This is a genomic window from Haemophilus parainfluenzae (assembly GCF_900450995.1).
GTDB lineage: Bacteria > Pseudomonadota > Gammaproteobacteria > Enterobacterales > Pasteurellaceae > Haemophilus_D > Haemophilus_D parainfluenzae_O.
On the sequence record NZ_UGHY01000002.1, the window covers coordinates 2,027,776 to 2,042,333 of the forward strand.

The 14,558-nt window shown below is 38.7% G+C and carries 13 protein-coding genes and 1 pseudogene; 9 read left to right on the forward strand and 5 right to left on the reverse strand.

The window, feature by feature from the left end; translation table 11 throughout:
- Positions 1-35 precede the first annotated feature (35 nt).
- From DX522_RS10270 to DX522_RS11975, 5 genes and pseudogenes are all read right to left on the reverse strand, one after another.
- A complete protein-coding gene (locus tag DX522_RS10270; protein WP_115180718.1) occupies positions 36-779 on the reverse strand; it encodes a YdcF family protein in 744 nt (247 codons plus the stop codon).
- On the reverse strand, positions 767-1,735 hold the full coding sequence (locus DX522_RS10275; RefSeq protein ID WP_115180719.1) for a polysaccharide pyruvyl transferase family protein: 969 nt from the start codon (positions 1,733-1,735) through the stop codon (positions 767-769). The genes DX522_RS10270 and DX522_RS10275 overlap by 13 nt, the downstream gene beginning before the upstream one ends.
- Positions 1,716-3,254 (reverse strand): lipopolysaccharide biosynthesis protein, encoded by a 1,539-nt coding sequence (locus tag DX522_RS10280; protein ID WP_115180720.1) that lies wholly within the window; start codon positions 3,252-3,254, stop codon positions 1,716-1,718. Before DX522_RS10280 ends, DX522_RS10275 begins: the two co-directional genes overlap by 20 nt.
- A gap of 133 nt (positions 3,255-3,387) precedes the next feature.
- Positions 3,388-5,148 carry an ABC transporter ATP-binding protein/permease gene (locus DX522_RS10285; protein WP_115180721.1) on the reverse strand — a complete coding sequence of 587 codons (1,761 nt, stop codon included), beginning with the start codon at positions 5,146-5,148 and terminating at the stop codon, positions 3,388-3,390.
- Between the two features lie 66 nt (positions 5,149-5,214).
- Positions 5,215-7,397, reverse strand: a pseudogene (locus DX522_RS11975) (TonB-dependent siderophore receptor).
- A gap of 661 nt (positions 7,398-8,058) precedes the next feature.
- Between DX522_RS11975 and DX522_RS10295 the strand changes: the two are divergent.
- From DX522_RS10295 to DX522_RS10335, 9 genes are all read left to right on the forward strand, one after another.
- Entirely contained in the window at positions 8,059-9,249 is a 1,191-nt protein-coding gene (locus tag DX522_RS10295) for a phage major capsid protein (RefSeq protein WP_115180722.1), read from the forward strand.
- Positions 9,250-9,294: 45 nt separating this feature from the next.
- Positions 9,295-9,861: an HK97 family phage prohead protease gene (locus DX522_RS10300; RefSeq protein WP_115180723.1), complete on the forward strand. Its 567-nt coding sequence runs from the start codon at positions 9,295-9,297 to the stop codon at positions 9,859-9,861.
- Position 9,862: 1 nt separating this feature from the next.
- The gene (locus DX522_RS10305; protein WP_115180724.1) at positions 9,863-11,089 is read left to right on the forward strand and encodes a phage portal protein; all 1,227 of its coding nucleotides are present in this window, start codon (positions 9,863-9,865) and stop codon (positions 11,087-11,089) included.
- On the forward strand, positions 11,082-11,426 hold the full coding sequence (locus DX522_RS10310) for a phage head closure protein (protein WP_115180725.1): 345 nt from the start codon (positions 11,082-11,084) through the stop codon (positions 11,424-11,426). The genes DX522_RS10305 and DX522_RS10310 overlap by 8 nt, the downstream gene beginning before the upstream one ends.
- Positions 11,413-11,727 carry a head-tail connector protein gene (locus DX522_RS10315; RefSeq protein WP_115180726.1) on the forward strand — a complete coding sequence of 105 codons (315 nt, stop codon included), beginning with the start codon at positions 11,413-11,415 and terminating at the stop codon, positions 11,725-11,727. Before DX522_RS10310 ends, DX522_RS10315 begins: the two co-directional genes overlap by 14 nt.
- A gap of 14 nt (positions 11,728-11,741) precedes the next feature.
- Positions 11,742-12,104, forward strand: coding sequence for an HNH endonuclease signature motif containing protein (locus DX522_RS10320; RefSeq protein ID WP_115180727.1), 363 nt, complete (start codon positions 11,742-11,744; stop codon positions 12,102-12,104).
- A gap of 102 nt (positions 12,105-12,206) precedes the next feature.
- Entirely contained in the window at positions 12,207-12,584 is a 378-nt protein-coding gene (locus DX522_RS10325; RefSeq protein WP_115180728.1) for a phage terminase small subunit P27 family, read from the forward strand.
- Between the two features lie 7 nt (positions 12,585-12,591).
- Positions 12,592-14,259: a terminase large subunit gene (locus tag DX522_RS10330; RefSeq protein WP_115180729.1), complete on the forward strand. Its 1,668-nt coding sequence runs from the start codon at positions 12,592-12,594 to the stop codon at positions 14,257-14,259.
- A complete protein-coding gene (locus DX522_RS10335) occupies positions 14,256-14,543 on the forward strand; it encodes a hypothetical protein (RefSeq protein ID WP_081279069.1) in 288 nt (95 codons plus the stop codon). The genes DX522_RS10330 and DX522_RS10335 overlap by 4 nt, the downstream gene beginning before the upstream one ends.
- The last annotated feature ends 15 nt before the right edge of the window (positions 14,544-14,558 follow it).

A 14,558-nucleotide genomic window follows, 5' to 3' on the forward strand; every position in this document is an offset into this window, starting at 1 on the left:
TAACATTATCTTATTTGTGATCTTTTGACCGCACTTTAGCGTTCTTTCCAATATCCAATCCACTCTTTGAGTAATTGCATATTTTTGGTAATCGCGCCACCTTGTGGAATAAAATGCATCATATTGAGTCCGTAACTGTCGGGCGTAATGCCTTCACCTACACTTGCAGATAACACATCAAAGCCTTGTTGTTGGAATAATAATTTTGCACGTTGCATATGCCATTCATTAGTGACTAAAATAATTTTATGAATACCTTCTTTTTCTAATATTTGTTTGGTGAAAAGTGCATTTTCTTTAGTAGTAAGGGCTTTAGGTTCAATCCATTTGGTTGGCACATTAAAGAAGTTTTGGAGTTCTTCGGCGGCGATTTTTGCTTCAATGGCGCCTGTTGGACTTGCCCCTGTAATTAATAATGGCAAATGCGTTTCTTTTTGTAAGAAAGCGGCATAACGTAATCGTTCAAGTTGGATACCTGTTGAAGCTAATGGCGCATAAAGCTCTTTGCTATCACGCAAGCCACCACCAAGTAAAACGATCGCTTGAGCTTGTTGGTAATCTTGCAGTGTTAAATGATCTTCAGTGATGAGACTATCTTTAAGTACTTGTGCAGTGTAAGGGATACTTAAAAGATAGAGTAGTGAGAAGCCAAGTGCGGTCGAAATTCGGCTTAATTTTTTGAAATTGAATTTAGCTAGAATAAGTGAAAGCCCCCATAAAATTAAAATATTAAATGGGGGAAGAATCATGGCCGTGATGAGCTTTTTTAATTCAAACATGATTTATCCAATTCAACGAAGTTTAAGTTTTGAGTCCATAGTTTTGCATAGCTACTATTTTTTCCATAAGAGTTATCATAAACAACATTTGGTATTTCTAACAAGCAGGAAAAAATATGACCGTGTAAACGAGTAGTAATCACTTTATCATTATCTAAGAATACTCGGGCAACACGTTTTACAATTTTATGAGTATATGTGTACCAAAATTGATGAGAAAGATTTTTCAAACAATCTAAATTAAATTTATTTGCAATTTTATTCATTCTCCAACTAAATGCTAAAACAATGTCGTCTGTCTTGGAGAGAATATCATCCCAATCTTTTACAGTACTGTTGATTGGAATTTGCGTTAAAATATTTTTTTCTACATCACTCGCTTCAATATCTTTACGTAAGAAGTAAAGTTTTTTTCCTGTTTTTCCTTGCTTAGTTTCCATTGTGCCATAAAGTTGATGTGCCATATCGGGTGATAAATAAACATGATCAGAAAATTTTGCAAATAGATTTGCTGTTCTTTCATCGCGAGCCAGTAAATGACAATCACTGTGGTTACGGAAAAGTGCGGCTGATTTTTGTAGATTTTCTTCGTGCTTAAAATAAGCAGTTTGTGGCAACACAATAATGCGATTATTCGGGAAATGCGTCACCATTTCTTCACGGATCTTTTGATGCTGTGGATAAAGATCGCCAAAGTTACCGCCACCATGTAAAAGGATGGTGGTGTTTGGTGTGATTTTTGCTTTGACTTCTTCAAGATCTAAATCGTATTCACAGCGTTTTAAAGTCACGTTAATGTGGTGATCTTTAAAAAATTGCTCAGTTCCGTGATAAATCAGTAAATCGCCTACGTTCAAATGAAGCGGGTAGTCGAAATAAAATACATCGTTTTTATCTTTGATTAGTTCAACAATAGGATTCAGTTTGTTTTTTAAATCAATAAGGAGTTGATTCATTTTTTACTCTTTTCTTTAAATAGCTAAACAAGAAATTTTTTTCTGCTGTGTTTAATCCGAAGATTAAAATGACACAGATTAATACCATTTCTAAGATGATGGATTGTCCAATAAATTCCAATAAAGAATAACTGCGGCTGGTATCTGATATATAGATGATACCTAATAGCAGGCCAAACACCACGCCGACATTCACTAAATATGAGACAAATTCTTTTTGGTTAAATTTAATTTTTTTATTAATAAAATATAATCGATAGATTTGTGAGATGACCATCGTACTAAATTTACCCACAAAGGCAAATACTGGATTATAGCCTAGTGTGAACAAATAATAAGCCAATGGTACCGTACAAAGATCAATTAACGCCACAATGATATTGTATTGTTTTACGGTAGATGTACCAATGGCTAATGCACTCATCCAAAAGGCGCCAGCCATTGCACTGATCAATAAGCAAGCAATAATAGCTTGTACAAGTTGTTCAGTATATTGCGGAAGATGATCGCCTAGCCAAAATGTCAGTAAGGTATGGGTGAAATACAATACAGGCGCAGAGAGAATCGCCATTAAATAAAGTGAATATTTTGAAATACCAAGAATTAATTGGCGATTGCGATCATAATCTTTTGCTGCATAAGACTGAACCAACTGCGGATTAGCTGCCATTTGGAAATTATTCACAAAGCTATAAATGGCACCTTCTACTTGTGTCGCAATGGCGACAGCGGCGTTGACTGCGACACCAAAGAATAAGTTAGATACCATATTTAAGCCTTGGGTCGAACCCACATAGGCAATTTGCCCCATGAGCATCCAACCGGAAAAACTCACCATTTCTTTAGTTTTGCTTAAATCTTTATATAAACGGAAACGTGCTGCTTCTTTGAAATAATATTTAGTGAATAACGCATAAAGAGAGAGCACAATTAAGCTGACTGAAAGCAATAAGCCGCCATAAGTAATCAACTTATCGTAATGTGTGATATGGCTTAAGATAAAAACAGAAGTCAGTTTTAAAATGGTTTCACCTAATCCTAACCACGCATAGAATCCCATTTTTTCATGGGCAACAATCATGGCATTGAATGGCGCCTTGATGATTTCAGCAAGGGCAATAATTAATGCCAATTGGTAAACGATATTTGCAGCTTGCAAGCGTTCAGCGGGGATCACTAATTTGTGATTTAAAAACCATAAACCTACAGTTTCAGCTAACACTAATACGATAAAAATAATGAGTAGGTGATTTAAAATACTAATATTAAAGACTTTATTGACACGTTGGATGTCATTTGAGGCTTTTTCTACGTTAATAAAACGCTGAGTGGTGGCGGTCATTGTGCCATTAAAAAAGGAAAATAAGACCACGACACCCATCACAATGTTATAGATACCAAAATCTTCTACACCCAAAACCTGTAATACCACACGAGAGATATACAGCATCGCTCCCATATTGAAGAGCATTCGGATGTAAAGAAATAGCATATTTTTAGCAATGGTTTTATTTGACATTGTGAAAATGAAATTAGAAAAATTGGGGAATTATAGGGGGGATTGGGGTGTGTAGCAAGCATTGTGCAAGTTCTAGGTAGCCGTATAGGCCTTATAAAGAGAAAAGGCTAAATATAATTTAGCCTTTTGTTATTTATACGATGCAGACTGCCAGATCTAATTGCTTGTTATGGAATTGATGTAATGTACCACGATGGCCGACACTTAGAATGATCATATTCGGTAAGCGCTCTTTAATCGTTTTATAAAGGAGATATTCTGTTGGCTCATCAAGTGCTGATGTGGTTTCATCTAAAAAGACCACTTCAGGCTTCGTCAGTAAAATCCGAATAAATGCCACACGCTGTAATTCACCCGGTGACAAAATAGCTTGCCAATCGTTATCTATATCAAGACTATGAAGATATTTATCCAAACAGCAATCTGCGAGTGTTTTTTCCAATTCAGGATGATAAGGATCAATATCTGGATAGCAAATCGCTTCACGTAACGTGCCTTGTGGCATATAAGGACGTTGTGGTAGGAACAAACTAGTCACGCAAGGGTGTTCTACTAAGCCAACTGTCTCAAAAGGATAAATTCCAGCCATTGCTTTTAATAGGGATGTTTTCCCAGTGCCAGATGGACCTTGAATTAATAAAGCATCACCATTTTTTAATTCAATATTTAAGTTATTAAGCAACAATCTACCTTGCTCATCTTTAATACCAAAGTTTGACAATGCAACACGGTTAGAACATTTCATGGGTTGATGAACCTCTGAATGATCTAATTCATCCAACTTAGTCATAAAACCATAAAGACGATTTAAACGCGCTTGGTAGAGTGTAAATTCTTCATAGAACAAACGGAAGAAGGAAAGTGCGGTCATTAATCGGTTAAATGCTTGCACAGTTTGGTGCATATCGCCCAGCTTGATTTGTCCAGTGAAAAAACGAGGCGCTTGCAGCATTAACGGTAAGAGTTTTGCAACGCGCGTGACACTTCCATTAAATCCGTCTAACCCCAGCATTCTCAATACAATTGCCCAACGGTTATGAATGATTTCGGCAAATTTATTTTTCAGTAAATGCTGTTCTTGCTGTTCACCTTGATAGAACGCGATACTTTCCGCATTATCTCGCACTCGAATTAAAGAATAACGGTAGTCACCATTGAGTTTTTCTTTATTGAAGTTTAGCTTGATTAAAGGGTGACCAATCCAAACGGACATTAATGTTGCGAGGATAATAAAGGCATAAATAAAGAAAACAACACCTTTTTCGATATTCAAGCCGAAAAGGCTCAACACCCCAGACAGTGACCAAAGAATGATGGTGAATTCAATGGTAGTCAGAATTGAATTAATCATGCCCCGCACAATTTTGACGGTGCTACTGATAAATTCACGTGCATCTTGTTCAATACGTTGATCAATATTATCGGGCAAATCTTTTTCGTATTTGAGGCGATAGTATTTTTTATTTTCTAACCATCGTTTAACAAGGACTTTATTCAAGCTTTCCAACCAACGGATTTCAAATACTTGTTGCAAGAAATAATCAGCGATGGAGTGGATGACTTGTACCAATACTAAAAGGGCATTCAGTTTTGCAAAGAACCAAAACTTATCCGCATCTAATTCCTGCATTGAGCTATAAAGCCCATTATAGAAAAAAGAGTTGAGTACGCTGAAGCGCACTTCTAACAAAATCATGGTAAACAACACCAGTAGCATAACGATGATTTTGATGCTGTTACGGCGATTAATCGAAGGGGATGCAATATGCCAAAACTTCTGACCGAATGTGGTTTGTTTGAGTGCCAGTGTCGTCACGCTAAAGCACACAATTATCCAGAAAAGTGCGGTCAAAATCCAGCTTAAACTTGAGTTAAGTTCAGTTTGCCAATTCATTGATTATCCAATAAAGTAAAAAACGAAAAAAAGGGCGAAATATTCGCCCTCGTATTGTGCGCTCAATTAAAACTCAACTTTCGTGTTAAGGATAAATTCACGTCCATAACCTAATGCAACAGGGATTAACGTGTTTGTTGCGTTACCAGAGGTAGATGGATAGTAAGTTTTATCTGTTAAGTTTTTACCATTAAGTTGGAAAGAGACTTTCTTGCCAGAGATTTTGGTATCGTAAGCAATAAAGGCATCATACACCACGGCATGAGGTAATTTGTATGCTTTTGTATAAGTATTATTGTAGGCATACCAGGAACCTAAATAACGAGCACCACCACCAACACGGATGTTACCAAAATCAAATTCACCTACGTTATAAGCTAAGAATAGAGAAGCTTGATGTTTTGGTACACCAGAAAGTTGTTGATTTACTGCATCAGGATAAAGCTCATTTTCAAGTGATTTTACTTTGGTGTATGTATAGTTAGCTGCTACGCTTAGACTATCCGTAATTTGACCATTAAGATCGAATTCCACACCACGAGAACGTTGTTTGCCGACGATATTCAATTGCGCATTTGAACCAGAACCAACAGCCTCAGCAACATTACGTTTGCTGATATTGAATAATGCAAGTGTCGCATTAAAGCCTGAGTTTTCGTATTTTGCACCAATTTCAAAAGATTTACCTTGTTCTGGTTTTAAATCGCCGCTAACTGGTGTTGCCACACTCATTTGTGGACGGAAAGACTCAGAGTAGTTTGCAAAGGTCGCAATATGTGGCGTAAATTTATATGCGGCACCTAATTGATACAATAATTTACCATCGTGCTGATCGGTATTTCCGGTTTTTGTTAGATTTTGACCTTTTTTACAGTTTGCCGCATTTAAGCAATGACGTCCTGCAAATTGATCAAAATACTCATAACGTAAACCGCCCGTCATAATAAAGTTATCTGTAAAGTAGGCGGTATCTTGAATATAAACACCAACGGTTTTGAGATAGTTATATTGGTAGGCATTGCCGTTACCATTTTTATGTTCCGCAACAGGGCTGGTATAGTTTGGATTATCAATATTGATATCAGAATTCATGATGCCTTGGTTATAAATAGGACCAATATCGCGAATATTACGCATAGTATCAATCCCGCTACAAAGCGGTTAGCAATATCACCAATACCAAATTCACCAACGATATTTAATGTACCACTATGAACACGTTGATCGCCTTGTTGCTGTTCAATTGCACGGCGGGCTGTACGTGTTTTAACGTTAACATTTGTAATACGAGCTTGATCGTAGAAATATTTGTAACGAGCATAGCTGTAACCTGCATTTAATTTCCAACCATCACTTAATTTGTGTTCAATTTTGAAATCGATGTTATCGGTTTTTGCCGTGGTTTCATTATTTGGCTCATCTAAACGACGCGATACAGGAATATCCGGTAATGCATTAGTTGCCGTTAAAAGATTTGTACCACGATCAAATGGCTCAAGAATATCTTTGTGTTCATAAGAAAGAAGCACTTTAGTTTTATCATTTTCCCAAGAAAGAGAGGGTGCGTAAGTCGTATTTTTCACTTTGCCAAAATTACGCCAGTAGTCTTTTTCTTGTTTGTCATAGATAAAGCGGTAAGCAAAACCATTTCCTAAACCACCAGTAAAATCTAATTGCGTTCCCCACAGGCTATGATTACCTAAGGTTCCACCAACGACATAACGTGGTGTTTGTTGTGGTTTTTTAGTAATGATATTAACTACACCACCTGGATCTTGAATACCATAAAGTACGGATGCAGGTCCTTTTAAAACTTCAACGGTTTCAGTTGTCGCGCTAAAGTTTTTAGCTGGGCCAGCTTGTAAACCGTTACGCATAATTGAGTTATCGCGGTTTCCACCGAAACCACGTTTTTGGATAGCATCAAACATACCACCTAACGTATTCGCTTGACTCACACCACTGACGTTATAAAGAGCATCAATGAGTGATTCAGGTTTGCGATCTTCTAGTAGTTTAGTTGAAAGAATGTTTACTGTGTTTGGCGTGTCGAATACTGGCACTTCAGCTTTTGATACGACAGATGTCCCAGTCATTTGGTAACCATTTTGTTTAATCCCCGTATCTTGAACGTTAATTTGCTCAAGCGTTTCGGTATTTGTATCTACGGTCTGCTCAGTTTCTGCAAACGTAGAAATGGAAAAAGTGGTTAAAAGTGCGGTTGAAATAAGGCTTAATTTAAAATTCATAATTGCTTCCCAATAGATAATAAGAGAGCCCAAAGTATAGCGAAAACGTTTACGTCAATCAATGCAAATTATTTTCATTTATATATGGGTTATCTAGAAAAGATTCATTCAAATTAAGCAGGGGATAAAAAGAAAAAATCCTAAGCTAAAAAGCTTGGGATTGCAATATGGTGCACTAGCTGAACCCGAATTTGCTTGTATTACATTGATTTTAAATGTTTATTTTTAAAGGGCAAAAATCTTGTTACTAAGCTTGTTACTAAAAATCAAATTCACTAAAAATTTATGATAGTTTCTGATGCCATAATACCACTAATAAGCCGTGCGTTAAAAATTTTATAGAAAAACTGTTCACCTTGTTCACCAATCCTTAAAACTCTTTATTTATTATATAGTTATATTCTTTTCTATTGTTCACCAACTGTTCACCATTGTTCACCTTTGTTCACCAATCAAAAAAAGATATCTCGATACAGAATATTTAGTCTATAACTGTTCAAAATTTAAGCAACCAAACAATCTTAACTTACCGTATCTAATCGTAACTAAACTATTGAAAAATAAGATATTTATTTAATAATCAAAACGCTATATATTATATTTTGACTTAATAGAAGTCGTCTAAATTTAGACTAAAAAATCTTATAAGGAATAGATGAATATGTTTAAAAAATTAATTGAGTTACGCCAACAAAAGGCGGAAAAAGTCGCAGAAATGCGCTCAATGCTTGAAAAAGCAGAAAAAGAAAATCGTTCATTGAATGAATCTGAATCAGTGGATTTTGAAAAGCTGAAAGATTTAGTTAAACAGATGAGCGATGAAATCAGCAAATATGAGGCGGTGGCTGATGAAGAACGTAACCTTAACGAACAATCTCAACAGGTAGAACAACGTAACATGAAACAACTTTCAAATGATGAGTTACGCCATTATGTAAAAACTGGTGAACTTCGCAATTTAACTACGGCTAACGGTGAAGATGGTGGATATTCAGTTATCCCACAGTTAGACAAAGATGTAATGAAACGCTTAACAGACGATAGCGTAATGCGCCAACTTTGTAACGTAGTACGCTTACCGGTTGGAGCGAAAGAATACAAAAAATTAGTATCGGCTGGCGGTGCAGCAGTAGAACACGGCACAGAAGGCACAGCACGCAACGGCACAGCAACCCCGAAACTTCATGAAGTAACAATCGCTTTAAATTCAATCTATGCTTACCCTAAGACTACACAAGAAATCTTAGACTTCTCAAGCATTGATGTTTTAGGTTGGCTAACTGATGAAATTTCTGAGACCTTCACAGAAACAGAAGAAACTGATTTAACTTCCGGTGATGGTAACAAGAAATCAAAAGGCTTTTTAACCTATCAACGCACAACCGAAGATGACAAAACTCGACAATTCGGCAAACTTCAAAAAATTGAAGTGGCAGGCGTAGCGAAGATTGATGCAGATACTTTAATCGATGCGTTCTATACACTTCATAGCAAATACCGCAAAAATGCAGTGTGGGTGATGTCATCAACGATTGCGGCAGCATTACAAAAACTTAAAAACAAAAACGGCGATTATATCTGGCGCGATGGTTTAACAGCCGATGCCCCAGCAACATTATTAGGTCGTCCAGTCCACTTCTTAGAAACAATGCCGACAGGTGGAGCAAATAAAGCAGTAATTGCCTTCGGTGACTTCAAACGCGGATATTTCATTGTAGATCACGAAACAGGCGTGCGAACCCGTCCGGACAACTTAACCGAACCAGGATTCTATAAAGTACACACCGATAAATATTTAGGCGGTGGCGTAGTAGATTCAAACGCTATCAAAGTGATTGAGACAACAGCATAAATCATAGAGGGGCGAAAGCCCCTTTTTTTGCTTAATAGGTGAAATATGAATAAAGAATTTGAAATCCGCTCCGCAACACTTTCAGCCGATGAAGAAAATCAAAAGCTAGTAGGTTATGCGGTGAAATGGAATAGCCCTTCACAAGTGCTTTACTGTGATTTTGTGGAATCCTTTGCGCCTAAAGCTTTCAGTGACAGCCTAGCGAGTGGCGAAGATGTGCGCGCACTCTTTGAACATGACTACACCAAGTTACTAGGTCGAACAAGTGCGGGAACATTAAAGCTAGAAGAAGATTCAATCGGCTTACGCTTTGAACTAATTCCGCCCGATACAACAATCGGAAAAGATTTATTAGTTAGCGTTTTTCGCGGTGATATTACAGGGATGTCTTTCGGATTCAGAGCGATTAAAGAAGAATGGAATTTTGATGTAGAGCCTTATCAAAGAAACGTAATTAAAGCAGATCTCTTTGAGGTTACAGTAACAAGCGTTCCAGCCTATCCGGAAAGCAGCGTAGAAATCGCTAAGCGTTCAATGGTCGCAGCAAAAGAACAAACACAGGGTAAATCAAACACTATCTTAAAACGCTGGCTTGATGTATCGGAGGCTTAATATGTGGAATCCTTTTAGACGAAAAGAGCAACGCAGCGAACCAATAACTATTGATGAATTCCTATCTTACATGGGCGTAAATAATACAGGTGCGGGCGAATATGTCAGCCCACAAACGGCAGAGGCTCTACCAGCGGTTATGAACGCCGTAACAGTAATCGCCGAGGCGGTGGCATCTATGCCTTGTTATCTGTACGCACTAAAAGAAGATGGCCGTGAAAGAATCTACCGTCACCCCGTTGAATATCTTTTAAACGAAATGCCAAACCGCAATCAAACGCCTTACCAGTTTAAATATACGATGATGCGCCATTGTTTGCTAACTGGTAATGCTTACGCGGTGATTGAGTGGAATAACAAGGGCGAACCTGTAAGCCTTACACCTTACCAGCCGAGCGCAGTAAATATCTTCCGTAAAGTAACAGGCGAGCATATTTACCAAGTAACGGACTTAAACGGAGTTACTAAAAACTATCTTCAAGATGAAATCTTACACTTACGCCATAGTTCCCTTGATGGATTTATGGGGCGTTCACCTGTAACTGTTTGCCGTGAAACGATTGGATTAGGTTTAGCACAACAACGACACGGTGCAGCAATCATGAAAAACGGATTGATGGCAAGCGGACTAATCTCAACGGCTGAATGGCTAGACGATGCGAAAGCACAGAAAGCAGTGAAAGCCTTAGAGCGTTACAAAGGCGCAAAGAACGCGGGGAAAACACCAATCCTTGAAGGCTCAATGGAATACAAACAATTAGGCATGACAAACCAAGATGCCGAATGGTTACAAAGTCGAACCTTCACAATTTCCGATATAGCCCGAATCTACAACATAAGCCCGATTTTCCTACAAGATTATTCCAATAGTAGCTATGCGAATTTCAGTGAGGCTAGTAGAGCGTTCTTATCACAAACCTTGCGCCCATGGCTAACTAACTTTGAACAACAGCTTAAAGATGCCTTAATGATTGACTTAACGAGCAATAGCAAGAAACGGCACTTAATCGAATTTGACACAAGCGACTTACTCCGCACCAGTCAAAACGAACGTTTCAATAGTTATGATGTGGCAATTAAAGCTGGCGTAATGTCACCTAACGAAGTGCGCAGACGTGAAGGCTTACCGCCTTATGCTGGCGGTGATGAATTCAGCCAAGCATGGAAACAAACCGTAGAAGTTAAACGCGGTGATAGCGTAAACGAAAACGAGGTGAACGATGCCTAGAATGATTAGAGCCGGTAAATATAACAAGGCGATAAGTTTACAAAAACAAGTAAACGAAACTAATGATTATGGCGGATTTGTAAGTAAGTGGAAAACCGTTGCGAATATACGCGCAGCGGTTGAACCGTTACAAGGTAGAGAGTTCTTCTCCGGTGCGGTGCCATTAAATGAAAATACTGTGCGCATTCGCATACGTTACGGAACTAATGTTGATAACACTATGCGCGTGAAATATGGGAACCGTTCGCTAGAGATAATCAACATTATTGATAGTAAAGAAGCGCACAAAGAACTTCAGCTTATTTGTAAGGAGCTAACCGGCAATGGTGGAAATTAATTTAACGATTGATGAAATCAAAGCGCACTTAAATCTCGATCACGATTTAGATAATGAGTTACTGGAAGCCTATAAGGTGGCCGCATTGGAAGTATGCCAAAAGCATATTGGCAAAACCTTTGGGGAAGAAGAAACGGAAAAGACCATACCTTTTACCTCGGCGATTAAGATTGGTTGTTTAATGTATATCGCCTATCTCTACACGAACCGCGAAGCCGTCACAGACTTAGCCAACCTTAAACCGGCACCAATGACGATTTCCGCATTGTGGGAAGTGTATAGAGAACCGTGCGCTTACTAAGGATTTAGTAACCGATGCCATACCAACCATTAAGACGTTGTAGCTATCCTGGATGTAGAAACAAAGTAAAGTCCGGTAGATGCGAGGAGCACAAGCCAAAGGACACACGCCCAAACAGTAGCGCACGCGGTTACGACCACAAGTGGAGCAAATACCGCGAGCAATACTTAAAGCATCATCCCCTTTGTGTGATGTGCTTAGAGCAAGGCAAATATACTCCGGCAACAGTGATAGACCATATCAAGCCGGTAGAGAACGGACAATCCGATCCATTGTTTTGGGTAGCAAGCAATCATCAGCCTTTATGTCGTGATTGTCACAGCTATAAAACACGAGTGATAGACCAACGCGGATTTGGTGCGAAGAAGATTGATTAGACCGGGTGGGGGCAATTTAAAAAAGAAAGTGGCAACCCTTCGGAACCGCCCCCCTATACAAATTTTTACGCAAGGTAATTTTTTTGAAAATAAGGAAATACAATGACAACAAAAAACAAGAAAAAAACGCATAATCCACCTAGTTTTTTAGATCCAATCGCGAAAACAGTATGGAAAGAACGAATTCCACAACTTCTTGAACGTGGTGATATTCAAGATGCGGACTTAATTCACCTTGAATTATATTGTGTTAATTACTCTCTTTTCCGTGCTGCAGTTGAGGATATTCATAAAAACGGCTTTTCAATAGTAAATAGCCAAGGCACACAATCAAGAAAGCCCGCACTGTCAGCTAAAGCTGATGCAGAAAAAGTGATGGTGAAAATGTCCTCACTGTTAGGCTTTGATCCAGTTAGCCGTAGAAAAAATCCTGTTGAAGTTGATTCAACCGATATGATTGATGAAATCCTCACAATGTAGGCTAAATATGGCAATCTGGCACGCATACGCAGAGAAAATTCAATCAGGTGAAATAGTGGCTTGTAAGAAGATAAAACAAGCCGTAGCGCGTTATTTTAACGATTTAAACAACCCCGATTATTTCTTTGATCAAAGTGCGGTAGAAAAATTTATCGCTTTCTCGAAACTATGCCCACACGTTAAAGGACACTTACGCGGTGAGCCAATTATTCTTTCAGATTGGCAAGTTTTCCTCTTTGCCAACATTCTGGGCTTTAAACGAAAAGATACAGGATTAAGAAAATATCGCTCTGCTTACGTTCAAGTGGCAAGAAAAAACGCTAAATCAACGGTAGCAGCCGTTTTAGCCAATTGGTTTTTGGTGATGGAAGGCGGCCAACAGGATATATACACGGCAGCCGTGAGCCGAGACCAAGCCCGAATCGTTTTTGATGATGCGCGTCAAATGTGCTTACTTTCGCCTTTACTGAAAAAACGGCTCAATATTCAACAGCACAAACTCATCAACCCTAAGAACAACAGTATCATGCGACCGCTTGCCGCCAAATCTTCAACCATTGAAGGCACAAACCCTAGTTTAGCGATTGTTGATGAATATCACCTACACACGGACAACAGCGTCTATAGCGCGTTAGAGCTAGGACAAGGCGCACGCCCAGAAGGTTTGCTCTTTGCTATTACAACTGCGGGAAGTAACGTGATTTCGGCTTGTAAACAGCACTATGATTATTGCGCTCAAATCCTTGAAGGGAATGAGCAGAACGATAGCTTGTTCGTATTGATTTTTGAACTAGACGAAGAAAACGAAATCGACAAACAAGAGAACTGGATAAAAGCCAATCCCAATATTGGTAAATCCATTCCTTACCTTGATTTTGAGAACACGATTAAAAAAGCGAGGGGGATTCCTTCCGAATGGGTGGAAATGCTTACCAAGCGATTTAACGTATGGTGTCAAGGCACAACCCCGTGGCTAGGCGAAGGAAACTGGGCGCAATGCGAACGGCAGTACACCGAAAGCGATTTACTTCACCAAGATTGTTATTTAGGACTGGATTTATCCAGCACCAATGACTTAACCAGTCTTTGCTATACCTTTCCACAAGGGAATAAAGTGCGGTTAGTTACTCGGCATTATATCCCTGAATTTCAACTTAATAACGTGGCAAATAAAAACCGTGCGATGTATCGAAACTGGGTGCGTAGTGGTTGGCTGATTGCAACCGAGGGCGACTGTATCGACTACGACAAAATCAGAGATGATATTTTGAAAGATGCACAACGTTTCAATATTAAGATGATTGGCTTTGACGTATGGAATGCAACCCATTTACGCACACAATTACAAGCGGCTGGGCTTGAGGTTGAACCCTTCCCGCAAACCTATCAACGATTTAGCCCGGTGGCGAAAAGTGCAGAAGTATTAATAAATAGACAGATGATAGAACATCATGGCGATCCAGTGCTTACCTGGGCGCTATCCAATGTGGTGATGGAAACCGATGCCAACGCCAACATTAAACCAAACAAGAAGAAAGCAGCAAACAAAATAGACCCCGCCGTAGCGTTCCTGATGTCTTTCGGAATTTATCAACTTGAATACGGTGATTTAATTTTCGAACTATCAGACGAACACAAACAGGCACTAGAAGAATTTAACGGATTGGATATATGATTAGATGTAAAGAGGCAAAACAGAACTTACTAATAGCAGCGGTGAAACACTATAAGAAATCTACCGCACTTTTCACTTTTATTAGCTTGTATGATGATTATGAACCATATCCACTGGACGAAGTTATCTACATTCTTCAATGTAAATGCGATGCAGCAAAACGAGAAATAAACAACAGACCAAATAGCCCCAATATGGAAGTGTTAGAAACAATTTATCATATCGCGCACAAAAATCTTGAAGATATGAAAAAGGCAGAAAGAAGAATTGCGAAAAGAAGATAAAATAAATCCCTACGT

What these genes read in the sequence shown, in the direction of transcription:
- DX522_RS10270 (WP_115180718.1), bottom strand. Translation starts at nt 779, where the DNA reads ATGTTTGAATTAAAAAAGCTCATCACGGCCATGATTCTTCCCCCATTT.
- DX522_RS10275 (WP_115180719.1), bottom strand. Translation starts at nt 1,735, where the DNA reads ATGAATCAACTCCTTATTGATTTAAAAAACAAACTGAATCCTATTGTT.
- DX522_RS10280 (WP_115180720.1), bottom strand. Translation starts at nt 3,254, where the DNA reads ATGTCAAATAAAACCATTGCTAAAAATATGCTATTTCTTTACATCCGA.
- DX522_RS10285 (WP_115180721.1), bottom strand. Translation starts at nt 5,148, where the DNA reads ATGAATTGGCAAACTGAACTTAACTCAAGTTTAAGCTGGATTTTGACC.
- DX522_RS10295 (WP_115180722.1), top strand. Translation starts at nt 8,059, where the DNA reads ATGTTTAAAAAATTAATTGAGTTACGCCAACAAAAGGCGGAAAAAGTC.
- DX522_RS10300 (WP_115180723.1), top strand. Translation starts at nt 9,295, where the DNA reads ATGAATAAAGAATTTGAAATCCGCTCCGCAACACTTTCAGCCGATGAA.
- DX522_RS10305 (WP_115180724.1), top strand. Translation starts at nt 9,863, where the DNA reads ATGTGGAATCCTTTTAGACGAAAAGAGCAACGCAGCGAACCAATAACT.
- DX522_RS10310 (WP_115180725.1), top strand. Translation starts at nt 11,082, where the DNA reads ATGCCTAGAATGATTAGAGCCGGTAAATATAACAAGGCGATAAGTTTA.
- DX522_RS10315 (WP_115180726.1), top strand. Translation starts at nt 11,413, where the DNA reads ATGGTGGAAATTAATTTAACGATTGATGAAATCAAAGCGCACTTAAAT.
- DX522_RS10320 (WP_115180727.1), top strand. Translation starts at nt 11,742, where the DNA reads ATGCCATACCAACCATTAAGACGTTGTAGCTATCCTGGATGTAGAAAC.
- DX522_RS10325 (WP_115180728.1), top strand. Translation starts at nt 12,207, where the DNA reads ATGACAACAAAAAACAAGAAAAAAACGCATAATCCACCTAGTTTTTTA.
- DX522_RS10330 (WP_115180729.1), top strand. Translation starts at nt 12,592, where the DNA reads ATGGCAATCTGGCACGCATACGCAGAGAAAATTCAATCAGGTGAAATA.
- DX522_RS10335 (WP_081279069.1), top strand. Translation starts at nt 14,256, where the DNA reads ATGATTAGATGTAAAGAGGCAAAACAGAACTTACTAATAGCAGCGGTG.